This window comes from Paraliobacillus sediminis (assembly GCF_003426055.1).
The window spans coordinates 92,311-117,838 of the sequence record NZ_QJSI01000004.1 but is presented as its reverse complement, the minus strand read 5'-3'; the positions used below and the strand labels follow the sequence as shown (position 1 = coordinate 117,838).

The following is a 25,528-nucleotide window of genomic DNA, read 5'->3' as shown; positions in this document are numbered from 1 at the left end:
TGATAAAAATGCATCAATTAGCAGTTTAAATTTATTTATTATACTTCTATAGGTGTATTAATCATCCGAACACCATATATACCACCAGCAATATTTCCCTCGGTAGAAATGAATTTGACCTCTACTTTTTCTTTATTATTTGTTAGAACAGGTGGAATTGGATAACAAACATCTATTAATTCCCCAGATTTACTCGCTATTAATGTTTGTTTTGCAACGTGACTTCCGTCTACTTCGATAATGAAATCTCTTTGATAAGAAAAACCATCGATATAATGCTCGCCATCGCCACCATAATACGTTACAAGTAAAAACATTGGAACAGTATCCTCAACAGCCATTTGATAACTGAAATAACCCTCATCTTTAACGTCACGCCAGCTTTGATGTACAATATTTAAATAACCCGTATCTGAGTTTTCTGCTTTTATCTGATGATCCTTTTCAGGTTGTTGTTCTCCAGGTTGAACATGGTCAACAGTGATCGCCCGTATTTTTTCAATTGCCTCTTTTTCATGATCTACAAAGGAAGCAAACTCATGCTCATTCATCACTTTCCAATATAACGTATAACGTTCATGATGCAGTGCATAAAATGGAACCATTTTCACACTGACAGAACCAGGTTGACCAATAGCCATTGTCTCAAAGGTTAGGGGCTTAGAGTCAATTAACTTTAGCCATTTATTCACATCATCTTCTGCTGTTACAAGTGTAGGAACATCTATCAATTTATAATTATTAAATTGCTGATGATCAGCTACAATGTCAGTTTCAGGAAAGTTTTCCTTTCCTAACGCACCCGCTAAAACAATTGGTCCATACATAAATGCTTGTTTATGTGGATCATCTTTCGCTACATATCTGTGCAACTTCATTGGTAAGTCAAATACAATTCGATCGCCTGCAGTCCATTCACTATTTAGAATAAGATAACCATTTTCAACTTCAGGGTTAATTAACTCACCGTTTATACGCGTGTTCATATTATCCGCCAACCAATAAGGAACTCGAATGTTTATCGATAATGCAGCCCCGTTTGCCTCTTTAACTAGAATCTCACTCTGATTTCCAGTTGGGAAAGCAGTCTCCTGTACTAATTGGATCTCTTTATCTTCCAATGTAATAGTAGAATTAATAAATAAATTTACATAAAGCGCATTGTCTTTTCTCGTATAGATATTTTTTGTATAACGAGCTGGATTCTCCATTCCTGATCCAGTACAACACCAAAACGAATCGTCTGGTGAACAATACACCTTAAAATGACCCGGTTCTGTTGAAACAAAATAGGTCTTCATTCCCGAATCAGGATCTTGTGAAGCTAAAATGTGATTATACAAACCATTTTCATAATAATCCATATACCTACTATCTGGGTTCCAATCAAATAAATGCTCGGTTAACTTCAACATATTATACGTATTACATGTTTCTGTTGTCAGAACACCTAATGGTTCCGTATCAAGTGGGCCAAAATGTTCTGCATTACTATTTCCACCTATTACATAGGTACGATGATTAATGACTTGCTCCCAAAAAAAGGTTACGAGTTTTTTATATACTTCATCTCCCGTTACATCATACAATTTCGCAGCACCTATCACTTTTGGGAATTGTGTATTTGCGTGTTGGCCTTCTAAATGATCTACTCCATCTTTTAATGGATCTAAAACACTTTGATCACAAAATCGAATAGCCAAATCTAGATATTTAGGATCATTGGTAATCTCATACATATCAGCCATTACTTCATTCATGCCACCATACTCACAAATTAACATTCTTTGAAACTGTTCATCCGTTAACTTTGATAAACCTTTATACGACCAATCAGATAAACCCGTTACTACTGTTAGTGCCTGATTGTTACCTGCTAGTCGATACGCATCAATTAAACCGGCATAAATCTTATGAATACTGTACCAAGGAACCCAAGAACCACCTAATCCAAAGTTTTCAACTCGAAAATCACCGGTAAATACTTCATTAAAACAATCTTTAGGGAATCCGCTTACATATTCTTCTGAATCAAGTGATTGCAAATAAGCTAATTCAGCAACTGCATAATCTAATTTTTCTTTTACCTTTGAATCACCGGTTACATGATACATCATTGCTGTAGCAGAAAGCCAATGCCCTATTGAATGTCCAGCAATCTCCATCGATTCCCAGCCACCATATCTTTTATTCTTCGGTTCTTTTCCAATTGCCTCATAACAAGGTGCCACTAACCGATCAACATCTAAATATAATAAATAACTTTTTCCTTTTTCTTCTGAGTCTTTAAAAAGGCCACTATTTAAAACGACTTTATTCATATATATTCTCCTCGCTCCATAATTTACTTCTATTATGCGTCTTAAACTGACCATTTGGAATACACCTACTTATAGAAAACATATCTTATTTTTGGTTTTTCATGCTATACTATAAAGAAAAACGGAGGCTTTATATGAACGATATAAAACTTCCTACCTATCAATTACCATTAGTTAGAGAAGTAGGATTTATGTTAGATGAACATGGTGTTTTATATCATCCCCATCGCAAGTTAAAGGATATTAATGTCTTTATCTTTGTTATTAAAGGGAGAATAGAAGTAATTGAAGATGGCAATGCCCATATATTATTAGGTGGTTCCTATCTTTTTTTAAGAAAAAATGTTATCCATTGGGGTGCCAGTCCCTATATTCCAGGGACAAGCTGGTATTACATTCACTTTTATGATCCACCAATAGAAATAGCGCCTTTAGATGACTATCATAATTTCCAACAAACGTCCTTGATTGCAAAAGATACTTATCACCAACAACTAAATTTACCTAAAAAAGGGCAAGTTACACAACCTGATTTTTACACATTACAGTTAGATAAGTTAGTTGAACAAGATAAAAGCCAAGATGAAATTAGGCCACTTATGTTATCACAAATGACCTATACATTATTTATTAACTTATACAAAGATTCAAAGGAGTCAAAAGTCCATCCAAGAACCGAGCGAATTATTGCACAATTAACAAAAATATGCAGACAGACAACCAAAAAACTTTCTGCTGAAGAAATTAGTCAGGCAATGGATATGAATTATGCTTATGTATCGACTATATTTCGGAAAGAAACAGGGAAAAGTATTACACAGTTTCAAAATGAAATATTAATTGAAAAAGCGATGAATTTGTTCAAAACAGAATTGATTAATGTTTCAGAAGTTAGTGATAAGCTAGGCTTTTCAAACGCCTTTTATTTTAGTCGTGTCTTTAAGAAAGTTACTGGTATGGCACCGTCTGTGTATCTCAATCAAAATTACCAAATAACACATAAAAAATAGAGGACCCTTTTATTAGAGTCCTCTATTTTTATTAGATGCTTTTATGCAAATTTAGTATCCACCGATACCCCATGAAGCACCAATTATAATTAATAAGATGAATAAAACAACAATCAACGCAAATCCAGAACCATAACTATATCCTGCACTCATCTTTGTAACCCCTCCTTTACTTATTACACTTATAGAATATGTAATAAGCCTCAGAATGGAAGTATAATTTCAAAAAATGGGTGCTTTGCTTAGTTTTAAAGCGTTAAATGAGCATTCTTTAATGCTAACCCTTATCTCATAAGAAGTCTTTCACACTATAATACTTACCGTTTATCACATCTTCAGGATTAAATAATACAGAAGTTAGTACTTTTGCTACTGTATCCGTATCTCTTAATTTATTATCGTTTTTATATTGCTTAAACTGTTCAACATCTTTAAATGCTTCTTTGCTTGAAGAGCGGATTTCACCTTGCATATCAGTATCCATAATACTTGGATCAAATAAAATGACTTTATTTTTCGTTTGTAATTGTTCTTGCTCAAGTGCAACAGATTCTGTATAACGATTCAATCCTGCCTTACTTGCACTGTATGCACTCCAACCATAGACGGAACGATCAGCTGCACCAGATGTTACGTTAGCGATGATTAATGGGACATCTGTTTGGATGGCTTTACCCAAAAATAAACTAGTCGTTATCATTGGTGCAATTAAATTAACATGGGTATGTGTGTTTATCGCTTCTATCGTATGTTTATCAGAAGTATCGATAGGATTAACTATTCCTGCATTGTGAATCAGATACACGTAGGTTGTCTCTTTTGTAAACACCTGATCCGCGATTGTTGTGAACACTTTTTCTACTTCTTCTACGTTTGCTAGATTACATGCATGGTGTTCATATGTACCTGATGTATTATTAGCTACTTTCTCTAGTGTAATGTCCGTTTGTCTAGAAACACCAAATACATGCATTCCTTGTTCCATACATAATTTTGCAAGTGATGCTCCTAGACCTCTTGAAGTACCTGTTATAACAGCATATTTCATCATCAAACCTCCTCGTTTATTCTATACATTTTCTGAATATTTATTTAAAAAATGCACCTCACATTTTGTTTGTAAGGTGCATTTTCTCTATAATTTCGAAGCTTTAATTGCTTGTTCAAATACAGTGATAATATCTTCTGCATCCTCAATACCTACAGAAATACGAACCAATCCTTCGGTAATACCTAATTCATCCTGTGATTCTTTAGGTAGAGCGCGATGCGAAGTTGTGAGCGGATAAGAGACAGAAGTTTCGACACCCGCTAATGTAGGAACAATTTTCACCCAATCTAAAGATTGAAAGAACTTTTTAATATCACACTTACCTGTAACATCAATAGAAACAATTGCACCATTTCCCTTACTTGAAACTTTCTTCGGATAATAGACTTTTGTAACGAAAGAATTTTCATGTAACGCGTCAGCTAGCGCCTGTGCATTTTTCACATGACGTTCCATTCGGACACTAAGTGTTTTTATTCCTCGACATGCTAACCAAGCCTCAAATGGACTCAAGTTCGTTCCAATATTCACGACTTTTGCTTTCGCTTTATCAATTAAATATTCATCACCAACAAGTACTCCTGCTGTTACATCACTATGTCCACCTAAATATTTAGTCGCACTATGGACAACTAGGTTAACCCCATCTGTATATGGTTGACATAAATACGGTGTAGCAAATGTATTATCAATCATCGTATAAATATCATTCTTTTTAGCGAGTTTGACAAGCGACACTATATCTTCAACACGAAGTAATGGATTTGTGACAGATTCAGAATACAGTAGCTTCGTATTCTCACGGATATGTTGTTCCAAATCGTCAATCTTTTCAAAATTCACAAAGGTAACTTCTATCCCAAAATCAGCTAACTCATGTGCTAATAACTGATAAGTCCCACCATAAATATCAGTAGAAGCTAAAATATGATCCCCTGATTTAGCCATCGCTAAAATTCCAACTAGAATAGCTGATAGACCGGAAGAAGTCGCAAGCCCTTTAGGTGCACTTTCTAATTGTGCAACCGCAGATCCAAGTTCATCGGTATTTGGGTTTCCTACTCTTGAATAGAGATAATCTTTTTCACCTTGATAAAAACCCTCTAAATCATCTAAATCGGAAAACTTAAAAGCTGTTGTTTGATAGATCGGTGTTACTTTGCTATCTATAACATTCTTATTTTTTAAAGCTAAATGTACGGATTTTGTATCGAATTTATGACCCACTATTCTCTCTCCCCTTATGAAGTGTTAGTTACTACTTTATCTTACTATGAAGAAAAAAACCATTCTTACATCACTTCTTCCATCCGATGCTGATAGACGGATAAATCAATCTTAGATGCTGTATCAAATAGAATACCTTCTTGTTCAAGTAACCACTTTTGTGATGCATGACCTTCCCCTTGCAAACTAATCTCACCCTTGCTATTTATCACACGGTGCCAGGGTAACTTGTACTTCTTACTCATACTATGTAAAATACGTGAAACTTGTCTTGCTGCTCTTGGATTTCCTGCCACACGCGCTATTTGACCATAAGACATGACTTTCCCTTCAGGTATACTACGAATAACATGAATAACAACTTGCGTGAAATCTTCCATTAGCTGATCGGTCCCTTTTTCTTAATCATTTTATCTTATTAGTATATCATGATCAAAAAGAGAAATAAATAAAAGCCATTCTCCACAACTAATGCACGGAAAATAGCTTTTATTTATTCCTATTTATGACGGCCGTCATGTGATCGTACCTCCACTCCTAAATTATCTTACTTACTTCGGTCGTCTAGCGTTAATCTGATTCTCTATTTCATAAACATTACACATACGATTTAACCTCCTTTTTTCTTGATAATGTAAGTATAATGTTTACAAATGGCTTTCAAAACCGCAGTAAGCTTGAATTCTATTAAGTCTGTGGACTGATTTCTTTCTCAGACCAAAAAAAATAACGCGTTACTATCTCAATTAGATAATAACGCGTTATTGATTAAATTAATGTGCTGCATGTCCTGTAGTTAAGACCCATATTGAACCTGCAACAATAACACCAGCCACGAAAACAGAAAATGCAATATTAATAATATTAACACCGCCTGATTTACCTTCAGTAACATGCATAAACATAATTAACTGAACTAAAGCTTGAAAAATTGCTAAAATACCGATAATGCCCATCTTAATCGATGCTGCAAAAGTAGTTTCATAAACAACTAATACTGCTGCGACTGTTAATACAATTGACAAAACAAAACCAACTACGTGATTCATCGGAAATAATGTTTGTTTTTTCATCTTACATCAACACTCCTCTCAAATAGACGAAGGTAAAGATAAAGATCCACACAACATCTAAAAAGTGCCAATATAGACTAGCAATAAAGAATTTACGAGATGTCACTGGTGTAATACCTCTACGTACTAATTGAATGATTAACATTGTGACCCAAACAATACCAAAAGATACGTGTGCTCCGTGTGTACCTAATAAGGTAAAGAAAGCAGATGTAAATGCACTTGTTTGTAATGTCGCACCTTCATGTACGTAATGAATAAATTCATTAATTTCCATATACATGAAACCAAGTCCAAGGAACAAAGTAATCACAGTGAAAATGAGCATACCCTTAAGATTATTGTGACGCATTTGATGTAGCGCCAATCCCATCGTGAAACTACTTGTTAAAAGTAAAAATGTCTCAATTAATACATCATTTAAGACAAATATTTCAGCTAACGTTGGTCCATCAGCTGTTCCATCTTGCAATACAAAGTAACCAGCAAATAAAGTAGCAAACAGAACAATCTCTGCACCTAGGAATAACCAGAAACCTAAAATATTCATTTCATTTTGATGCGTACTATACTCTAACGGTGTTGATGATTGTGATGCCATTATAGATCACCTCTCCACTTACGTTCTGTTTCTAATACCTCTTTAGCTGGAATATGATAGCCATCGTCATAATCAAACGAACTAGCAATTAAACCAGCAATTATTCCAATAGAGAAAATAGCTGCTAAAGTAAACCACTCAAATATTAAGAAGAAACCAACGATACCGAATGCTATACTCATTATAAATGGAATACCTGAGTTGCTTGGCATATGGATATCTTTTATATTCTCCTTTTTCAGCTTGTTACTACCTTCTTTTTTATTTTTCCAAAACTGATCTAACTCAGTTACTTCAGGAATTATAGCAAAGTTATATTCTTGAACAGGTGATGCTGTATCCCATTCTAGTGTACGAGCATCCCAAGGATCCCCTCCGATATCACGTGATGCGTAACGGAAACTCCAATAAATATTATAAACTAAAGCTGCGAAACCTGCTGCTAGCACTAAAGAACCGACAGCTGAGAACCCTAAATACGGTGCCCAACCTGTACTCTCTGAATAAGTGTACATACGACGTGACATTCCATCTAATCCAACAAAGAACATTGGCATGAATGTCATGTTAAAGCCGATTACAAATAACCAGAAATGCCATTTACCAATTCTTTCATTTAATGTGAAACCAAACATTTTTGGCCACCAGTAATAAAGAGCTCCAAATACTGCGAATACAACACCAGGAATTAGTACATAGTGAAAGTGTGCCACTAAGAACATTGTGTTGTGGTACTGATAATCAGCTGCTGCCATTGCTAACATAACACCTGTTACACCACCGATGGTGAAACATGGAATAAATGCTAGCGACCACATCATCGCATTGGTAAATTTGATTCGACCTTTTCGCATCGTGAATAGCCAGTTAAATATTTTGACACCCGTAGGTATCGCAATCATCATCGTTGTTACCGAGAAGACTGAGTTAACTGCTGCACTATTACCCATTGTATAGAAATGGTGCACCCAAACTAGCATACTTAAAAATGCAATAGCTACAATAGAGATTACCATTGTTTTATAGCCGAATAAGTTCTTTCTTGAAAAAGTTGCAATAATTTCCGAGTACATACCAAATGCAGGTAAAACCACAATATATACTTCAGGGTGTCCCCAAAGCCAGAATAGGTTTAACCAAAGCATTGGGTCTCCACCAGCTGCAACAGTAAAGAAATGTGCTCCAAACATTCTATCGAGTGTCATCATCAATAATGCAATTGTTAAAATTGGAAATGCTGCCACAATTAACACAGATGTAACCAATGATGTCCAAGTAAACATTGGCATTTTCATCAATGTCATTCCAGGAGCTCTCATTTTAAGAATCGTTACAATAAAGTTAATTCCAGTGGCCAGTGTTCCAATACCTGCAATTTGAAGTGCAATTGCATAGAAGTTATTTCCTATGTCAGGCGAGAATTCTACTCCCGCTAAAGGAAAGTAATTTGTCCAACCAGCATCAGGAGAACCACCAATTACGAAAGAAATGTTAAATAACATTGCTGCCCCGAAAAATAACCAGAAACTTAATGCATTTAATTTAGGGAATGCAACGTCACGTGCTCCTAGTTGCAATGGTAGAACTACGTTCATAATACCGATCAACAGTGGCATAGCCATGAATAAAATCATTACAACACCATGTGTTGTAAATATTTCATCATAATGCTGCGCGTCTAGAAGTTCTAACCCCGGTCGAGATGTTTGTGCACGCATCATCAGACCATCTACTCCACCACGGAAAAACATTAATACACCTGAAATAACGTACATTATTCCGATTTTTTTATGATCTACTGTTGTAAACCACTCTTGCCAAAGATACTTCCATTTTTTCAAGTAGCTTATAAGTGCAACCAATCCGACAATTGTTAATCCAATCGCAATTTGGGATAAGAAAATAATCGGATCTCCAGTTACAAAAAATTCATCTAATTTCATATGCTTCTCACCCCCAACTTAATGTCCTTCGTGTTCTGATTCATCCATATCCATTTCTTCATGGGTTTGATCTGATTCAGACTCATCTTGCTCTTCTTCAGTTTCTGTATCTGTGATAGATACGTCTGAATCTTCTTCATCTATCTCGCCTTCTTGTTCATAAAGATGTGTTTCATAATCTTCAGGATTAATATAATCTTCTGAACCACCATGTGCATGGTCAATCCATTGTAAATGCGTCTCATTATAGGTCTTACGTCCAATTATAGAAGGTGTAAGAATTTCTCTATACTCTTCTTCTGTTAATACATTTGCAGTATTTTTAACATCAGATACCCATTCGTTAAAGTCTGCTGGTGATTCTGCAACAACTTCAAAAGACATATGTGCATATCCTTCACCATTAAAGTTAGTATTTCTACCAATATACTCACCTGGTCGATCAGCTACTAAATAAAGTTGTGTCTGCATGTTTGCCATCGTATACTTCTGTCCAGCAAGCGCAGGAACCCAAAATGACTGCATTGTGCCAGCAGATGTCATTTTAAATTGAATCGGGCGTTCTGCAGGAATATTAACGTAGTTCACCGTTTCAATATCCTGCTCTGGATAACTAAAAATCCACTTCCAGTCCGCAGAAGTTACATGAATAATTAGAGGTTCATGTTGTTCATAACCCTCCGGAACATCTTCAACATCTGAAATTGTGATTATCGTTGGTATAGTTAATGCAACTACAATAATTACAGGAATAATAAACCACGTGATTTCTAACGCAGTACTTCCCTCCTCATGTGGAGGCTCATAATCTTCATTATCAGGTTTTGCACGATACTTCCAAACGATGAAACCAAATAAAATGAAAACTACTATAACAATTAACAGCATAAAAATAATAGAAAATATAATTAAATCAGTTAAATTACGTGCCACAGGACCCTGTGGATCAAAAACTACAAGCTTTGATTCACAACCAGTTAAAGTTAGCGTAGCTAACAATATTGCTGTGATACTGAAAATAGTACGAATACGCTTCATTACATCTTCTCCTTTCTTAAAATCCATTAGTAATCTATTATTGATTTTTGTGCATAACAAGAGTTATTATACTTAATTGACTACAAAGTGTAAATAATAGTATTGCTAAATCTTATTTTAACAATTATAAGTAGATAAGTAACACATTATATCAAAGTGTCACAAAACGTTCATAATTAAGGAAAAGTTTATCATAAATCAAACCATTATTTCTGGGCTTAGATTTTGTATAATTGTTTACAAATAAGAACGATTCTGAACAAATCCGTGGCTTTATTTTTTATTTTAGTAAACATAACAAAAGCTTGGATAATTTATCCCAAGCAATTTTTCTTCTATATAGTTATATCCTCTTCAGGCTCTATATACTCTTTATTAAAAAAATCTATGAATGCTTCCGCATAATATGGATCAAATTGAGTTCCTGCGCAAACACGTAATTCATCTAATGCATCTTTGTAAGATTTGGTCTCTTGATATGGTCTTTCCGTTGTCATTGCATCAAATGAGTCAATAACGCATAAGATCCGCGCTAACTTAGGTATTTCTTCTGCCTTTTTACCATACGGGTAACCTTTTCCATCAAAGCGCTCATGATGTAATTCGACCAAAGGTACTAAAGAAGCATTTTTCTTATCAACTTCTATAATTTCTTTTCCCCATGTTACATGTTGCTTCACAGCATTCCATTCTTCAGCTGTTAATTTTCCAGTTTTATTAATAATATCTCTAGGCACTTCTAGTTTGCCTATATCATGGACAAGTGCTCCTAGGGTAAGTATTTTCTTGTCTTGTTCACTAAGTAGTAGGTATTTACCAAACTCTACTGCAAACTTAAACACACGTTTACTATGTCTATATGTATAAATATCTTTGGCCAAAAGTAATTTTAACTGCTGTTCCAATTCTTCTATAGAAGCTGTAATTTCCAGCGGTTCAAATTCGTGACCGTGTATATGTGTATTATTTTTGCCTTGTTCTTTTGCATAATACATCGCCTGATCTGCATGTGTTAAAAATTCGGTCGGATTGTACATTTCTATATTCCATTCAATAATACCAGCTGAGAATGATAGACATCCATATGGTAATCTTTCTACTCCATCTATATATGTATTGTTTAGTTCTTTTCTAATGCATTCAATGAAATCATTTGCCTGGTTTTCTTTTGTTTCAGGCATTAAAACCACAAATTCTTCGCCACCATACCGTGCCACCACATAATTTTTCTCTCGGCATTTTTCTAATAATATTTCACCAAATAACGTTAATACGTGATCACCTTTCATATGACCATTACTATCATTAAATATTTTAAAATCATCAATATCCAACATAGCCAAGGATAATGGTTTATTAATAGTAACCTGTTTCATTTCGTCAAACTTTTCATTTAGTATTTCTTTAAAATAACCATGATTATAAAGACCCGTTAAATGATCCATATTTGCTTTGCTTTTTACAGACTCGTAAAGAGTAAATTGTTGCCTGAATGTAAAAGATAGTAGTACTGTTATAATTACAAAAAGAAATAATCCAAAAATTGGTGTGCTTTGCAACAAAATACTTAAAACAATAGATAGCAACATTGTAGTAGCATAACTTTCAATTGTACCTTTCATTAAACCTCTAAGTGCTTCTAGTAAGTTTTTTCTTTCTAATAACCAAAAGTATATGCTAACTAAAAGGGTGTTCACAATAAAATAACAGAACAATGAACTAATATAGGCAATTGTATTTTGAGGATCCACAAATCCAACACTACCACCTAACAATTGAAAAACATGAAATGAAAAAAACAACATGATTGAGTAAATTGAAAAATTAAAAATATGTTTCCACCAAATTAATATTCTATCATAAAAGAAATAAATAATGCTGTTTATCAATAAAACAGTTAGCGTTAAACTAATACCGAATGTAAATAATATTGCTAAATAAATAGAAGAATCCAGTGACAAAAAGTTACCAACAGGTAAAAGTTGTATTTTATAATGATTTAATATAAGAGAGGCACCTACAAGAGAGTACAAAAGGATCCATTCTAAATTAGATTGATAAGAGAAATCAATATATATTAAAAAAGAGAATACACCAAATACATACACAAATGAGAGAAATATTAATATATTTAATTTCCTTTTTTCTATTATCATTTTATCAACTCTCTTTAAAAGAAACTATGGAGAGTCTAAACTCTCCACTATTATACTATTAACCTAACTTAAATCCTGATGTTAATCCCACTAATAACGTACCTATAATTATAGCATTGATTACAACTCCAGTAAGTTTAATTCCTGTATTGCTTTGCATTGCTTTTTTCATTTGATTTCACCTCCTTTAAGTTCATGCGTTGAGATCATTTCCTCGTTTGCTGGCTTGTCCTGCAACATCTTATTTTGAATAAAAAGGAAAATACCAACATTCATAATGACATCACCAATACTAATAACTTGATCTCTTGGATATGGGGAAGTAATCGGAATAATATCACCCAAAAAAGCTAGTTTCGTAGATTCAGTCAAGAGTGCATGCTTTCCATAAAATCCATTTTTAATTGCTTCCATATACATCGGATCTAATATAGTTGAAGCCTCTTCAGAAACTGGCATGCGACCTCCATTTATAGCCATAACAATGAAATTTAACAACACACCTATCATTATTATATTAAAACCAGCATGTTTACGATTTAGCCAAAGGAAGAATAAACCAACTATATATACAAAGATAAATATTTTGTTACTCCATTCACCTAGAATAGGTAATTGGTTTTGAAAATTGAAAACAAAAATTTGAATTATTAAGATGACTGGGAATATCCATCCCCAACGAAATAAAGGTTCTGTTAAGAACTTTAAATTTCCTTTCCGTATAAAACCAACAATTACAGCGAATAGAATACCATCATATACCATGTTTTTTTCTCCAATACTGTACATTTGTGAGAATCAATTTATCTACAATCTACTATAAATATATATATTTATACATTAATGCTAAATATAAGATATTTCAACTCATTATTTTGAATAACATTATCAAATATAGGTAAAATCACACACATTTTAAAGCATATTCATCAGTTTTCTTGCATAAATTGCTTAAAATACGTAGATTATGTAAGAAAAACACACCTCAAGCTCGTTTGAATAGGTATAAATAACTATTCGTTCGACAAAAAGCGTGCATCTTCTGTTTTTAAGAAGACACACGCTTTTATTATTCAGCTAAGGCTGTTTCTATTGCTTCTAAATTTTGCTCCATTAATGTAAAGTAATCGTCATTATTTTCGATATCTTCCTCTGTTAACACAGAAAGGTTATGCAATTCTAGCGAGTCGACACCAGTCTCCTGCTGGATAACAGTTGCTACTTTAGGTTGGATGTTTTGCTCGAAAAACAAATAATTAATATCATTTTCTTTAACTTGTTCAATGATGTCTTCTAATTCCTTTTGTGACGGTTCATCTGAAGAAGTTATTCCTGAAATCGCTAATTGTTCAATTCCGTAAGCTTTCTCCAAATATCCGTAAGCTGCATGTGAAACTAAAATTTGATTTTGTTCGTAACCTTCAATTGTTTCATGGAAAGTGCTATCTAAGTTTTCCAGTCTTGAAACCAAGTCCTGATAATTCGCTTCAAAGGTCTCTTCTTGTTCAGGCATTTGTGCTACTAATTCTGTTTTAATATTTTCTGCTAAAGAAATAGAAAGCATTGGATCTAACCATACGTGTGGATCAATATCTCCGTGATCATGACCATCGTCCTCTGTACTTTCTGTTTCTTCTTCATGCGCATGTTCTTCATCTTCATGCTCATAGTTTAATAAATCTAAACCATCAGTAGCTGCAAGCATTTTTACCTCTTCATCTATTAAAGCTTCTTGAATCTTCTCGGCATAGGCTTCTAAATTTGCACCATTATAAATAAAGACATCTGCTGTTGCAATATCAACCATCGTTTTTGATGTTGGTTCATACGTATGCGGGTCCGCACCAGCGGGTAAAATAGAAGTTACATCAACATAGGATCCACCAATCTCATTCGCAAAATATTCTAATGGATATAAGGTCGTATATATTTGTACTTGTTCTGATTCTGTTCCAGATACTGCTTCTGACTCAGACTTTGACTGTTCCTCACTTCCACAAGCAACCAATACTCCACCAACCAACATAACTAACATGTATCGTAATAACAATCTCATTTCTTAACTCTCCCCCGTATATTAACTTTATATGGATTATATCGTAATCATTACGTATTGTAAACAGTAATCGTTACGTTTTATTTTAAAAACTACATATAGTTTACATTATTATTATTGATAAACAACGCGTACTGCCTTACAATTTAACTAAAAAGTGATATCTATAGAAGAAATAATAAATAACCATTAGGGGTGAATTACGATTAACAATAAAACAAAACGCAACACTTTATGGGAAATATTAAAAATATCAACTCGATTAGGACTAACATCATTTGGTGGACCAATTGCTCACCTAGGCTACTTTCATGAAACTTACGTGAAAAGAGAAAAATGGTTGAACGATAAAAGCTATGCAGACTTGGTTGCATTATGTCAATTTCTACCTGGTCCAGCAAGTAGCCAGGTTGGCATGGGGATTGGGATTATTAGAGGTGGTTTGTTGGGTGGTATTGTCTCATTCATAGGATTCACATTACCATCTGTTATAGCACTCATTCTATTTGTATACTTTTTGAATACTTTTTCAATTGCAGAATCAGGTGCAATTCAAGGTTTAAAAATTGTAGCAGTTGCTGTTGTCGCCCATGCAATTTTAAATATGGGTAAAAAACTAACACCCGCACTAACTCATAAGTTAATTGCATTACTTGCTTTAATTATTACATTATTATGGCAAACAACCTTATCACAAGTAGTTGTTATACTACTAGCAGCCATTGCTGGACTTTTCTTATTTAGCGATCAACTAGAAAAAGATAAATCTTTGATCACTGTAACCATCTCAAAAAAAGTCGCTGGATTTTCTATTTTGCTGTTTTTTGCATTATTCGGTATCTTGCCGATACTTCGTGAAGTGTTTGGGACCACTTGGATTGCGATGTTTGATAGTTTTTACAGGTCTGGTGCGCTAGTTTTTGGTGGTGGACATGTTGTATTGCCATTACTAGAAAGAGAGTTTGTTCCTAGTGGCTTTTTAACAGAACAACAATTTTTAACTGGATACGGCGCTGCACAAGCTGTACCGGGGCCATTATTTACTTTTGCTGCATATATTGGTGCTGTAAAATCTGGTTGGTTAGGTGGTTTGACGGCAACAATCGCTATTTTCTTGCCATCATTCTTATTGCTAGTTGGTGTGCTGCCTTTTTGGGATCGTCTACGAAATCACGCTAAAATGAAAGGTGCTTTTATAAGCGTTAATGCTGCTGTTGTTGGTATTTTAATTGCTGCATTTTATCAACCCATTTGGAGAACTACTATTATTAATCCTCTTGACTTTGCATTTGCTGCAGTATTATTTAGTATGTTGGTCTATTGGAAATTACCGGCATGGTTGATCGTACTATTTGGAGCATTTGGTGGGTTTCTTTTAAAACTAACTTAGATATTATCCTTTTAATATAATGGCTCTGTTAAAGAACAATCTTGTATTTAAGTTACTTTAAGATGGAGGATGAAAAGGTACATGGATTATCTCGTAGTATTTTTTTGTTTTGCTATTACACTGCATAATATTGAGGAAGCAATTTGGTTATCTAAGTGGTCTCAATACTCTTCAAAGTTTCAAAAGCCAGTTACTTCAAGTGAATTTCATATTGCCATCATTGTAATAACTATTTTGGCTCATTTATCTGCACTTAGTTATTTATATATACCAGAATCAAATATCACAAAATGGATTTTCATTGGCTTTTTAGGTTCAATGATTTTCAATGCTATTTTTCCACATCTAACTGCAACTGTTTTGATGAAAAAGTATGCACCTGGACTTCTTACTGGCTTATTGCTTAACATTCCTATAAACTCATTGGTTATTTATCAAATGTTTGTAGAGAATTTGATTCTATGGAAGGAGTTACTAATAGCTACGTTAGTTGTAGGGATTATTTTATTAGCACTTATTCCGTTATTATTTAAAGTTGGTGGCAAAGTATATCCTTTTTCATATGTCGATTAAATATTGTCAGGTTTAATTGATTATAACCGAGGAAAAAATGGGGGCCCATAAATTGGATTCCGTTTAATGCTACCAATTATCAAAAATAAAATAAGACAGATCCATTATAATACATATTTAAAATATAATAAGTTTTAAAGAATTTCGGGCGAAAGTTGGTTGTATTTTCATTGATTGTATTATAATATGAATACATGATCATATGAAAATACAGGAGTGATTCGAATGGGACATGAGCATACGCACGGACATGACCACCAACATGGGCATAATGCTAATAAAAAAGCATTGTTATTAAGTTTTATCTTAATTGCAACCTTCATGGTTGTAGAAGTTATTGGCGGCATACTGACTAATAGCTTAGCGCTGTTATCTGATGCAGGGCATATGTTAAGCGATGCTACTGCCTTAGGATTAAGTTTATTTGCATTTAAATTTGGCGAAAGAGCCGCAACTTCAACTAAGACTTATGGTTATAAACGTTTTGAAATATTAGCAGCCTTTATTAATGGCATCACATTACTGGCTATTTCCATTTATATTTTTTGGGAGGCATACAGTCGTTTCTTAGAGCCACCAAATGTGGATGGAAGTATGATGATAATAGCAATTATCGGCCTTTTGATTAACATTTTAGTTGCTTGGATTCTAATGCGTGGTGATACAGAAGACAATTTAAATATGCGCAGTGCTTTGTTACACGTATTTGGAGATTTACTTGGCTCTGTTGGCGCAATTATTGCTGGGGTACTAATTTTATTATTTAATTGGAATATTGCTGATCCAATTGCAAGTGTCATTGTTGCTTGCTTAATCTTGTTTAGTGGTTGGCGTGTGACAAAGGATTCTTTCCATGTATTAATGGAGGGCATACCAAACCAAATTGATGTTGCTGAAGTAGAAGAATGCCTTATGTCAATCGATGGGGTAAAAAATGTACATGATCTACATGTATGGACAATAACCTCTGATTTTCCTGCTCTTAGTTGTCATTTAAAGGTTGAGCAGAATCATAATAGAGATGATATTTTACAAGTTTCTTCAAAATTATTATTAGAGAATTTTAAATTAAAACATACAACCATTCAAATTGAAGGAGAAGGTACAACATTACAGGATCATGAAGATTGTTGTAATTAGATTTAACTAGGAGTTGCTTATAGTGGATGAATTAAAGAAAAATGATTATATCGGACTTGATGAAGAAACGTTATTTATCGTTTCTCAAACGTTTAAAGCATTGGCTGATCCAACTCGAATTCGACTCTTGCATTTACTATCTGAGAAAGAATGTTCTGTTACGGAAATATCAGAATACCTTGATTTAAAACAATCGAACGTATCACATCAACTTCGTTTTTTGAAAAATTTACGCTTAGTTAAATATCGACGAGATGGTAAAACAATTTATTATTCACATGATGATGAACATGTTATGAGGACGTTAGAACAAACCATACACCATGCTTTACATGAATAAACACAAAAGGGAAACAGTTAATTTCTACTGTTTCCCTTTTGTTGAAACTTAGAAGATGTGCTGACTTTACAACTGTCTTTTACTAACTTTTTTCCCATCAAAACTAAAGACAACATGTTTATCTTCCACTTCTGTTTCCATATGAACTGTTTTTCCCCAAAGTTGATAAATGTAAGGTATCGTTCTCTCAAGATAGCGCATATCCAGTTCAACACCTTCATAATGATGTTTCAAATAAAGCTCTCCATTACCGGCATAATCGCCATTTATTACTGTAATAAAAGGGAAACCACCATTAACACGCATTGTAATTAATTGATCTCGGACATTTTCCCAATTTTTATCACTAACTTTATAGTCATTCCCTTGTTTTTGAAATAAGTATAAGTCTTCTCTCTCAACAAAGTCTTTTGTCAAATAATTACGTAAGAATGAAATGTCTGATTCAATTTCTCTAACTTCAAACATCTTCTCACGCCCTTTTCCAGGAACCGCTCCCCACTTTCTCATTTCCTCCGTAGGATTATCAAATCGCTCTTCGATATCTTCAAACATTTTAACGCCTAAGTAATACGGATTAATTTGGGTTTTAGAAGGTTGCACGACCCCAGCGTTCAGACTAGCAAACTCGACAGCTTCGTCACTTTTCAAATCCAAGCTTCTTAAAATACGTTGATGCCAATAAGAAGCCCACCCTTCATTCATGATTTTTGTCTCCAGCTGCGGCCAAAAATAAAGCATTTCTTCTCGCATCATCGTTAAAATATCACGTTGCCAATCTTCTAAGTGAGCGCTATATTCCTCAATAAACAAAACGATATCTTTTTCTGGTCTTGGCGGTAACATTCTTTTTTTCTTTTTAATCGGGTCAGGTCCAATTTGGGGTTTCTCATCTAGTTTCCATAAATCGTCATAAACAGTTTGCCTTTGTACTGCTTCATCTTCCTCTAACTCATCTAATGTCCAATCGAATTTTGATTTCATTAAAGAAGGGTCAATATGTTCTTGAATTGCTAATACTGCATCAAGAAAAACTTCAACTTCATGATCGCCATATTGCTTTTCATAAGCGGCTATTCGTTCTGCTGTTGCTGACATACTTTCCACCATATCACGTTGTGTATTTTGAAAACGTGCATTGTTTTTAAAAAAATCACAATGTGCTAAAACATGTGCAACAATTAGTTTGTTTTGTACTAGGCTATTTGAGTTTAGTAAAAAGGCATAACATGGATTTGAGTTAATCACCAATTCGTAAATTTTACTGAGCCCTAAATCATATTGTAATTTCATCATGTGAAATTGTTTACCAAAACTCCAATGGGAAAAGCGGGAAGGCATGCCATAGGCACCAAATGTATAGATTATTTCGGGGGGGCAAATTTCGTAACGCATAGGAAAAAAATCAAGTCCAAAACCCTTTGCAATTTCTGTGATCTCATCAATCGCGTATTCCAATTGTTTCTGATCCGATTGTTTCATTCATGATCGCTCCTTTGACTGGATTATCATCAGTATATGATCTGTGCGTATGAATGATGAAAGGTGTTGGACTTGTTTTTATAAATACATTGTTATAAATATCTTATTTATCTACTTTTTACTAATAAATTTACAGCTTGATTGACATATTCAGCTGTGTCTTCTCCTTCTTCTTCAGCCCTTTTAACACATGCCACTAAATTAGAACTTACAACGACTCCCATCGTACGATCCATTGCAGTGCGAGCAGCGGACATTTGTGTAATAACATCTTTACAATCATTTCCCTCTTCCATCATTTTCAAAATCCCGCGTAATTGGCCTTCTATCCGTTTTACTCTGTTTTTCATTTGGTCAGTATATTCCATTGTATTTCCTCCATTTCTTTCAGTATTTAAAATAAATTCTCTAGTTTATTTTTACAGTTGCAATTAGCCAACTTATATCCAATGACTTGATATCCCCTTTGACTTAAAAATCGGATACCTAAATTCTTTTCTATTTTATCAGAAGCAATTATATATATATACTTGGATGGTATTTCATGATGATATCGTTTCAAATATGCGATAGGCATAAAAATCGAATCATTTGTCGACTCCTTTGATGACGTATTATAATCTCGAATATCTAGAGTAACACTATCATTTTTCTCTTTTGATTGCTTTTCATCCATACAAGGAACACCTTTAACAGGGTAATATCGTGAATATAACACGTAAGCCACAATCACTAACAGAATTACCAACAGTATCATCAATTACATCACTCCAATTATTAATACATTCATTTGAAAACCCATTATATACCCGCTAAGGTATAAAGGTCAATTAAAATGTTTTGCTCCCACATATTATGTTTTATTTGATAATTTGCGATTTTAAAAGAGACCTAATTTTTTCTATAGGCCCCGTTTCAATACAATTATTTCATCTTCACTGCATTCCAATAATGCACGAGCGTTTCTAAACCTTTATCAAAGCTTTCTAATGGAAAACTCTCATTTGGTGAATGTAATCGATCTTCCGGTGTACCAAACCCTAATAAAACAATCGGTATATTATAAATGGCATCAATCCATTCTACAACTGGAATAGATCCTCCCATACGCACAAATACTGTTTCTTTTCCAAATGCTTTTGCATAACTTTCTGCTGCCTTTTTAATAAGTTCATGATTTGGATCTACTTTATATGCTTTTGCTGATAATGCTTCACGCTTTACATTTAGTGTAACTCCAGTGGGCACATATTTCTCCAAATGTTTAATCAGTAAATCTTGAATTTTGTCAGGCTCTTGTCCTGGAACTAAACGACAAGTCATTTTTGCCGTTGCAGAAGCCGGAATGATTGTTTTTGTTCCTTCACCTTGATAACCACCAAATAGGCCATTTATTTCTAAAGTTGGGCGTGCCATTGTATGTTCTTTAGCTGTATATCCCTTTTCAGATACTGTTTTTGTTACACCGGTGGATTGTTGATAATCTTCGCCTGGAACCGCTGCAATTAGACTTCTCTCTTCTTCTGTCAACGGCTCTACATCATCATAGAATCCCTCTACTTGTACTACTTCATCCTCGTCTTTTAAGGATGCTAAAAGATGTGCCATTGCCATAGCAGGGTTTCTTACCGCACCACCATATAATCCCGAATGAAGATCACTTGATGGACCTTGCAATGTGAATTCAAGTCCAGTAAAACCTTTTAACCCATATAAAATTGTAGGTTGACCGCTTGCCACCATTCCAGAATCAGATATAACAGCAAAGTCTGCTTGGAATAAGTCCTTCTTTTCCTTTAAGATAGCATATAAATTCTCACTACCAATTTCTTCTTCCCCTTCTATACAAACCTTTACATTAATCGGTAATGCACCTTTTGTTTTGATAAATGCTTCAAAAACCGCTAAATGCATAAATACCTGCCCTTTATCGTCACTAGATCCACGGGCATATAAACGACCATCCCGAATTTCAGGTTCAAATGGTTCGCTCTCCCATAGCTCTAACGGCTCGGCTGGTTGTACATCATAATGACCATATAACAAAACAGTCGGAGCATCTTCACCAGCACCAAGCCACTCTCCATATACAAGTGGATGTCCTTTTGTTTCTTGTATTTCTACTTTATCAAACGAAATACTATTTAAGTAATCTGCTACAAACTCCGCAGCTTTGTTCACGTCTTGTTTATGTGAACTGTCCGTGCTAATACTAGGAATCGATAAAAAATTATGTAATACGTTGAGTTGTGCATCCCTATTTTCTTTTAAATATTGTAATACTTCCTCTGTCATAAACCATACACTTCCCTTTCAGATTAAAGATAAAAAGAGCAGTACGTTTATATACCAGCTCTTCTTACGTTTAATGATTATTTATTCAGCAAACACAATGTGCCATTCATTTTTTTGTTCTAGCATACGTGAAGCAATTTCCTTCGCACCTTCCAAACTGTGATTAGCCGCCCAACCACACTGTACCTCATTACATGCTGGTACTTCAGTTGCATCTAATACATCATTAAGCGTTTTTTCCAAAGCAACTAAAATAGCATCGTAGCTGTCGTTATTTAATATTGCTAAATAAAAACCTGTTTGACACCCCATTGGACCAATATCCAAGACATCATCAATATTATTACGAATGTTTTCTGCCATCAAATGCTCAATTGAATGCAAGCCAGGCATATCCATATGTTCTTTATTAGGCTGACAAAAACGAACATCATATTTATATACTTTATCCCCACTTTGTCCAGTAGTAACACCAACTAAACGTACATAAGGGGCTTTCACTTTTGTGTGATCTAAATTGAAACTTTCTACATTCATTTTTTCGACCATTTCTCCTCAGCTCCTTTAAGTATTTATCTTCCTATAGGAATAAGATAACACAAAATAGGCGATCGTGAAATAGACGTTATATGTAAAGAGAAAGCGCCCGCAATTAGTAACAGACGCTTTTCTTCTATTAATTAATCTGCTTGATTTGGAAATACACGTTGTATCATTTCTCCAAATTGATCAAAAAAGCCTTCAATTGGTTCACCATTTTCAACGTCGTCCCTATAACCCGTTGTCAAATTAACAAAATCAGGATTTGTTGATACATACACATTATCAATATTATCATTTTCAGCTTTTACGACTTTTGTAACCTGTTTTTTCACTTTTTCACTTACTTCACCATTTTTACCATTTTCTTTCGTACCTTCATTTAATTCAGCTGCAACATAGGCATTGTTATCAGTTGTTAAAACATAAGCACGGTCAATACTATCTACTTCATCCGCAATACGATCTGCGGCCTTGTCAGCTACTTCGTATTCATTATTCCCCTGCTGATTCCCATTTGTGTTGTGTCTACTGCTAGTGTTATTTTGATTCTTATTCGTCTTATCCTGTTTTACATTATCTGCCGTTAAATCTGTACCACGCTGATATGTGCCATCATACGTCGTACCATTATTTCCATTTGTACCATTGTTCATTTGCCCATTCTGTACATTGCGATTACCAAATGGTGCATCTAAAGTACTTTCATTACGAACTGGTTCAAGATTGTTTGTACCACGTTGCCCCAATTCATTATTATCTTGTGCCCCACAGGCAACTAATGTTGTTACTGTCAATAATGCGATACTTGCCTTTTTCCATTCCATACTTAACTCCTCCTTTTTTAGAGTCATAAATAGTATGTGAATGAAGTTTTTCTTTATACATGTGTAAGACAAGAAGTAAAACCTTTCATCTTACCCTAAATAAATGCACTGAATACTTATTCATTGCATATGATTTAATAAATGGTAAGAGACCCAAGAATGTGGCATCGTTATTTTAATGAAGTTAGCCATACTAACAGTAGCCCTTTAGATACTGTTCCAAATACCATGGAATAAATTTGAAAGAGGGGTGACAATGATGGGAATACCTGATTATGATAAAGCATTATATTTTACGCTTTGGGGCCAATGGGATGATCTACTAGTGCTAATGGTACGCACCCATGATGATATTTTGTCAAAAAAAATCGAGGCATTTCTTCACGCCTTTCATTATAGTCACAATGAACAGCAAATTATGACCGACCATGATTCCTTATTGCATTATATTGATCACGCGATGGGATACACACCAATTGCTGAAATAGAAATGCTGTAACATGTACAAAGGGAAGAGTACCTTGGATAAGTATTCTTCCCTTCTTTATAATGCGTTTTTATTTGGCTTGGTCTATCATAAGTTGTAATAGACGTTGTGATTTAAGGCCTTCCATTCCATCAATAATTGGTCTTGTATTATTTTCAATACACGTAATAAAATGTTTAATTGCTCCTTCAAACCCTCTAATATTACCCACTGTTTGCCATGATCCAGAAGTTCTTTTCTTTGTGATTTTTTCTTCATTTCTTTCTAAATCACGCATATTCCATACCCGAATAATTGATTGATCTGTTATAAATTCTAATTTTTCCAAATCTAAACCAGCTTGACGATGCATGGAAGTTGTATATAATCTATCTTGACTTTCATACGTATGATTAGCAAATATCATTTCCTGCTCAGTCGTTTGCTTGGCGAAAAAATTCTTAATTTTAAGGTCATCATTTGCTAACCAACGTACCGTATCCACTACATGTAAATAATCGTCTAACATCGTCTCATTAAATAGCATAGGCCCTATGCCAAATGGACGGTGCTTTTCAATGTGTACAGCGTCAAAATTTCCTGCTAATTCTTTTGCTTCTTGATAAATAGGCGCAAACCTTCGATTAAAACCAACCATCAACTTCAATCCAAGTTTCTCACTTTTTTCTACTAATAGTTCCGCTTCTTCTATGTTCGATGCTAATGGTTTATCAACATATACATCCTTGCCTTGATCTAATAAATAGTCGACCACTTGATAATGTGTATCTGTTGAACTGTGAACAAAAACAGCATCACATTCCTTACTTAAAGCTTCCATACTTGCAAAGGATTGCATACGGTAGCTCGCACAAATTTTTTTTGATTTTGTTTGATTCGGCGTAAAAGCACCAACTAACTCCCAATTCTCTTGGGTAGTTAAGATTGGTAAATACGCTTTTTGTGCTATTCCACCAAGTCCAACTACACCAACACGAACCTTCCTTTTCATGTCATACACCTTCCTGTCTACTGAATAGTTAAGGACATTATAGCATGAATTTATCAAACATTTACCATTTTAATTTATCTTTTAATCCAATCTGCCAACACCCTTTATATATTCCTTTATATACAGAAAGTCTCCATCTAATACTATAAATATCGCTAAAATATACTTACGATTACGTTCCAAGGTCTTCTTACTTACCGTAACGTATTCCATTAATTGTGTAATTGGTATCTTCTTTTTTGTTTGGACAAATTCACGCATCTTTTCATTTTGATATAACGTCCGTGCAACTTGAATTGCTGATTCACGGGCATCTTTGTGTTTTGGTGATACACGCATTAACTCCGAGATAGATAAGTGAAAATAACTTAATTCTGTTGCAAACATAAGGATTTCATTGCGTCGATTCCATTGATCTATATTAAACTTGTCCACTTTATTCGCTACATTTATTTCAATTGGATTATCCATCATGACGTTATCAAAGTTCTCGTCTAATGATATCACCTTCAGTCTAGCACTTTCTTTTCTAATGTAATCTATTGTTTTTCGTTTAATAATTAATTGAGCGAAACTTAGAAATGAACTCCCTTTTTCACTTGAATAGCCGTTCATTGCTTCATTAAAAGCAAATAGACCAACACTGAACTCATCATCTCTGCTTGGATTAATATATCTTTTACAAACTTCCGATACACATTTTGCGATATATGGCTTATATGCCTTTAATAGCTTGTTTTGTAATTTACGATCACCTAATTGTACAAGATGAACTTGTCTCTCTAATGTAGCTGTTTCCATATCTGCTAGGTTTTTCATCTTGATTCAACTCCAGTTTACTTGCATCTAATTGTTATTGTTCGCAGTAATTTTCTATCTAATCAAATGATACAAGAGAAATAGGAAGGAAACCATCACAGGAACTTTACAAATTCTTAAGAATACATATCAAAAAATAGTGCAAACCGCCTATTTTATCATCTAAAT

Annotated in this window: 26 protein-coding genes; 6 read left to right on the top strand and 20 right to left on the bottom strand. The window is 34.2% G+C overall.

Annotation, left to right across the window (positions count from 1 at the left end):
- Window positions 1-38: 38 nt before the first annotated feature.
- Window positions 39-2,321, bottom strand: coding sequence for a glycoside hydrolase family 127 protein (locus tag D2K60_RS19610; protein ID WP_117170801.1), 2,283 nt, complete (start codon window positions 2,319-2,321; stop codon window positions 39-41).
- Window positions 2,322-2,455: 134 nt separating this feature from the next.
- On the opposite strand from D2K60_RS19610, the gene D2K60_RS19605 reads away from it, so the two are divergent.
- Entirely contained in the window at window positions 2,456-3,331 is an 876-nt protein-coding gene (locus D2K60_RS19605) for a helix-turn-helix domain-containing protein (RefSeq protein WP_162880800.1), read from the top strand.
- 51 nt (window positions 3,332-3,382) lie between these two features.
- Here D2K60_RS19605 and D2K60_RS19600 read toward each other — a convergent pair whose 3' ends face one another.
- The 11 genes from D2K60_RS19600 to D2K60_RS19550 form a co-directional block, all read right to left on the bottom strand.
- Complete coding sequence (locus tag D2K60_RS19600) at window positions 3,383-3,484, bottom strand: YjcZ family sporulation protein (protein WP_117170799.1); 102 nt, start codon at window positions 3,482-3,484, stop codon at window positions 3,383-3,385.
- Between the two features lie 136 nt (window positions 3,485-3,620).
- A complete protein-coding gene (locus D2K60_RS19595; RefSeq protein ID WP_117170798.1) occupies window positions 3,621-4,379 on the bottom strand; it encodes a (S)-benzoin forming benzil reductase in 759 nt (252 codons plus the stop codon).
- An 87-nt stretch (window positions 4,380-4,466) separates the two neighbouring features.
- Window positions 4,467-5,609 (bottom strand): trans-sulfuration enzyme family protein, encoded by a 1,143-nt coding sequence (locus tag D2K60_RS19590; protein ID WP_117170797.1) that lies wholly within the window; start codon window positions 5,607-5,609, stop codon window positions 4,467-4,469.
- 65 nt (window positions 5,610-5,674) lie between these two features.
- Window positions 5,675-5,989, bottom strand: a complete 315-nt coding sequence (locus D2K60_RS19585) for an MGMT family protein (protein WP_117170796.1) — start codon at window positions 5,987-5,989, stop codon at window positions 5,675-5,677.
- A 393-nt stretch (window positions 5,990-6,382) separates the two neighbouring features.
- A complete protein-coding gene (gene qoxD, locus D2K60_RS19580; protein ID WP_117170795.1) occupies window positions 6,383-6,682 on the bottom strand; it encodes a cytochrome aa3 quinol oxidase subunit IV in 300 nt (99 codons plus the stop codon).
- Window position 6,683: 1 nt separating this feature from the next.
- The gene (gene qoxC / locus D2K60_RS19575; RefSeq protein ID WP_117170794.1) at window positions 6,684-7,283 is read right to left on the bottom strand and encodes a cytochrome aa3 quinol oxidase subunit III; all 600 of its coding nucleotides are present in this window, start codon (window positions 7,281-7,283) and stop codon (window positions 6,684-6,686) included.
- Window positions 7,283-9,226: a cytochrome aa3 quinol oxidase subunit I gene (qoxB, locus tag D2K60_RS19570; RefSeq protein ID WP_117170793.1), complete on the bottom strand. Its 1,944-nt coding sequence runs from the start codon at window positions 9,224-9,226 to the stop codon at window positions 7,283-7,285. The genes qoxC and qoxB overlap by 1 nt, the downstream gene beginning before the upstream one ends.
- Window positions 9,227-9,244: 18 nt before the next feature.
- Window positions 9,245-10,264 (bottom strand): cytochrome aa3 quinol oxidase subunit II, encoded by a 1,020-nt coding sequence (gene qoxA, locus D2K60_RS19565; protein ID WP_117170792.1) that lies wholly within the window; start codon window positions 10,262-10,264, stop codon window positions 9,245-9,247.
- Window positions 10,265-10,599: 335 nt separating this feature from the next.
- Window positions 10,600-12,420, bottom strand: coding sequence for a bifunctional diguanylate cyclase/phosphohydrolase (locus tag D2K60_RS19560; protein ID WP_117170791.1), 1,821 nt, complete (start codon window positions 12,418-12,420; stop codon window positions 10,600-10,602).
- 168 nt (window positions 12,421-12,588) lie between these two features.
- On the bottom strand, window positions 12,589-13,185 hold the full coding sequence (locus D2K60_RS19555) for a DUF5317 domain-containing protein (protein WP_117170790.1): 597 nt from the start codon (window positions 13,183-13,185) through the stop codon (window positions 12,589-12,591).
- A 304-nt stretch (window positions 13,186-13,489) separates the two neighbouring features.
- Window positions 13,490-14,476 (bottom strand): metal ABC transporter solute-binding protein, Zn/Mn family, encoded by a 987-nt coding sequence (locus D2K60_RS19550; protein ID WP_117170789.1) that lies wholly within the window; start codon window positions 14,474-14,476, stop codon window positions 13,490-13,492.
- Window positions 14,477-14,681: 205 nt separating this feature from the next.
- On the opposite strand from D2K60_RS19550, the gene chrA reads away from it, so the two are divergent.
- The 4 genes from chrA (at window position 14,682) to D2K60_RS19530 (ending at window position 17,919) form a co-directional block, all read left to right on the top strand.
- Window positions 14,682-15,866, top strand: a complete 1,185-nt coding sequence (chrA, locus tag D2K60_RS19545) for a chromate efflux transporter (RefSeq protein ID WP_420818834.1) — start codon at window positions 14,682-14,684, stop codon at window positions 15,864-15,866.
- 81 nt (window positions 15,867-15,947) lie between these two features.
- Complete coding sequence (locus D2K60_RS19540) at window positions 15,948-16,439, top strand: HXXEE domain-containing protein (RefSeq protein ID WP_117170787.1); 492 nt, start codon at window positions 15,948-15,950, stop codon at window positions 16,437-16,439.
- 219 nt (window positions 16,440-16,658) lie between these two features.
- Window positions 16,659-17,579: a cation diffusion facilitator family transporter gene (locus D2K60_RS19535; protein ID WP_240335361.1), complete on the top strand. Its 921-nt coding sequence runs from the start codon at window positions 16,659-16,661 to the stop codon at window positions 17,577-17,579.
- 22 nt (window positions 17,580-17,601) lie between these two features.
- Window positions 17,602-17,919 (top strand): ArsR/SmtB family transcription factor, encoded by a 318-nt coding sequence (locus tag D2K60_RS19530; RefSeq protein WP_117170785.1) that lies wholly within the window; start codon window positions 17,602-17,604, stop codon window positions 17,917-17,919.
- A gap of 66 nt (window positions 17,920-17,985) precedes the next feature.
- Here D2K60_RS19530 and D2K60_RS19525 read toward each other — a convergent pair whose 3' ends face one another.
- From D2K60_RS19525 to D2K60_RS19500, 6 genes are all read right to left on the bottom strand, one after another.
- Entirely contained in the window at window positions 17,986-19,401 is a 1,416-nt protein-coding gene (locus tag D2K60_RS19525; protein ID WP_117170784.1) for a SpoVR family protein, read from the bottom strand.
- Window positions 19,402-19,508: 107 nt separating this feature from the next.
- Window positions 19,509-19,769 carry a metal-sensitive transcriptional regulator gene (locus D2K60_RS19520; RefSeq protein ID WP_117170783.1) on the bottom strand — a complete coding sequence of 87 codons (261 nt, stop codon included), beginning with the start codon at window positions 19,767-19,769 and terminating at the stop codon, window positions 19,509-19,511.
- A 26-nt stretch (window positions 19,770-19,795) separates the two neighbouring features.
- The gene (locus D2K60_RS19515) at window positions 19,796-20,161 is read right to left on the bottom strand and encodes a hypothetical protein (protein WP_162880799.1); all 366 of its coding nucleotides are present in this window, start codon (window positions 20,159-20,161) and stop codon (window positions 19,796-19,798) included.
- Window positions 20,162-20,325: 164 nt separating this feature from the next.
- Window positions 20,326-21,696, bottom strand: a complete 1,371-nt coding sequence (locus D2K60_RS19510) for a dipeptidase (RefSeq protein ID WP_117170781.1) — start codon at window positions 21,694-21,696, stop codon at window positions 20,326-20,328.
- 81 nt (window positions 21,697-21,777) lie between these two features.
- The gene (locus tag D2K60_RS19505) at window positions 21,778-22,245 is read right to left on the bottom strand and encodes an S-ribosylhomocysteine lyase (RefSeq protein WP_117170780.1); all 468 of its coding nucleotides are present in this window, start codon (window positions 22,243-22,245) and stop codon (window positions 21,778-21,780) included.
- Window positions 22,246-22,376: 131 nt separating this feature from the next.
- Window positions 22,377-23,063, bottom strand: a complete 687-nt coding sequence (locus D2K60_RS19500) for a YhcN/YlaJ family sporulation lipoprotein (protein WP_117170779.1) — start codon at window positions 23,061-23,063, stop codon at window positions 22,377-22,379.
- A gap of 259 nt (window positions 23,064-23,322) precedes the next feature.
- Between D2K60_RS19500 and D2K60_RS19495 the strand changes: the two genes are divergently transcribed.
- Entirely contained in the window at window positions 23,323-23,562 is a 240-nt protein-coding gene (locus tag D2K60_RS19495) for a YhdB family protein (protein ID WP_112182653.1), read from the top strand.
- 58 nt (window positions 23,563-23,620) lie between these two features.
- Here D2K60_RS19495 and D2K60_RS19490 read toward each other — a convergent pair whose 3' ends face one another.
- Window positions 23,621-24,541, bottom strand: coding sequence for a Gfo/Idh/MocA family protein (locus tag D2K60_RS19490; RefSeq protein ID WP_117170778.1), 921 nt, complete (start codon window positions 24,539-24,541; stop codon window positions 23,621-23,623).
- A gap of 81 nt (window positions 24,542-24,622) precedes the next feature.
- Window positions 24,623-25,360 (bottom strand): RNA polymerase sigma-I factor, encoded by a 738-nt coding sequence (sigI, locus tag D2K60_RS19485; protein ID WP_117170777.1) that lies wholly within the window; start codon window positions 25,358-25,360, stop codon window positions 24,623-24,625.
- Between the last annotated feature and the right edge of the window lie 168 nt (window positions 25,361-25,528).

What these genes read in the sequence shown, in the direction of transcription:
- D2K60_RS19610 (WP_117170801.1), bottom strand. Translation starts at nt 2,321, where the DNA reads ATGAATAAAGTCGTTTTAAATAGTGGCCTTTTTAAAGACTCAGAAGAA.
- D2K60_RS19605 (WP_162880800.1), top strand. Translation starts at nt 2,456, where the DNA reads ATGAACGATATAAAACTTCCTACCTATCAATTACCATTAGTTAGAGAA.
- D2K60_RS19600 (WP_117170799.1), bottom strand. Translation starts at nt 3,484, where the DNA reads ATGAGTGCAGGATATAGTTATGGTTCTGGATTTGCGTTGATTGTTGTT.
- D2K60_RS19595 (WP_117170798.1), bottom strand. Translation starts at nt 4,379, where the DNA reads ATGAAATATGCTGTTATAACAGGTACTTCAAGAGGTCTAGGAGCATCA.
- D2K60_RS19585 (WP_117170796.1), bottom strand. Translation starts at nt 5,989, where the DNA reads ATGGAAGATTTCACGCAAGTTGTTATTCATGTTATTCGTAGTATACCT.
- qoxD (WP_117170795.1), bottom strand. Translation starts at nt 6,682, where the DNA reads ATGAAAAAACAAACATTATTTCCGATGAATCACGTAGTTGGTTTTGTT.
- qoxC (WP_117170794.1), bottom strand. Translation starts at nt 7,283, where the DNA reads ATGGCATCACAATCATCAACACCGTTAGAGTATAGTACGCATCAAAAT.
- qoxB (WP_117170793.1), bottom strand. Translation starts at nt 9,226, where the DNA reads ATGAAATTAGATGAATTTTTTGTAACTGGAGATCCGATTATTTTCTTA.
- qoxA (WP_117170792.1), bottom strand. Translation starts at nt 10,264, where the DNA reads ATGAAGCGTATTCGTACTATTTTCAGTATCACAGCAATATTGTTAGCT.
- D2K60_RS19560 (WP_117170791.1), bottom strand. Translation starts at nt 12,420, where the DNA reads ATGATAATAGAAAAAAGGAAATTAAATATATTAATATTTCTCTCATTT.
- D2K60_RS19555 (WP_117170790.1), bottom strand. Translation starts at nt 13,185, where the DNA reads ATGGTATATGATGGTATTCTATTCGCTGTAATTGTTGGTTTTATACGG.
- D2K60_RS19550 (WP_117170789.1), bottom strand. Translation starts at nt 14,476, where the DNA reads ATGAGATTGTTATTACGATACATGTTAGTTATGTTGGTTGGTGGAGTA.
- D2K60_RS19540 (WP_117170787.1), top strand. Translation starts at nt 15,948, where the DNA reads ATGGATTATCTCGTAGTATTTTTTTGTTTTGCTATTACACTGCATAAT.
- D2K60_RS19525 (WP_117170784.1), bottom strand. Translation starts at nt 19,401, where the DNA reads ATGAAACAATCGGATCAGAAACAATTGGAATACGCGATTGATGAGATC.
- D2K60_RS19520 (WP_117170783.1), bottom strand. Translation starts at nt 19,769, where the DNA reads ATGGAATATACTGACCAAATGAAAAACAGAGTAAAACGGATAGAAGGC.
- D2K60_RS19510 (WP_117170781.1), bottom strand. Translation starts at nt 21,696, where the DNA reads ATGACAGAGGAAGTATTACAATATTTAAAAGAAAATAGGGATGCACAA.
- D2K60_RS19505 (WP_117170780.1), bottom strand. Translation starts at nt 22,245, where the DNA reads ATGGTCGAAAAAATGAATGTAGAAAGTTTCAATTTAGATCACACAAAA.
- D2K60_RS19500 (WP_117170779.1), bottom strand. Translation starts at nt 23,063, where the DNA reads ATGGAATGGAAAAAGGCAAGTATCGCATTATTGACAGTAACAACATTA.
- D2K60_RS19495 (WP_112182653.1), top strand. Translation starts at nt 23,323, where the DNA reads ATGGGAATACCTGATTATGATAAAGCATTATATTTTACGCTTTGGGGC.
- D2K60_RS19490 (WP_117170778.1), bottom strand. Translation starts at nt 24,541, where the DNA reads ATGAAAAGGAAGGTTCGTGTTGGTGTAGTTGGACTTGGTGGAATAGCA.
- sigI (WP_117170777.1), bottom strand. Translation starts at nt 25,360, where the DNA reads ATGAAAAACCTAGCAGATATGGAAACAGCTACATTAGAGAGACAAGTT.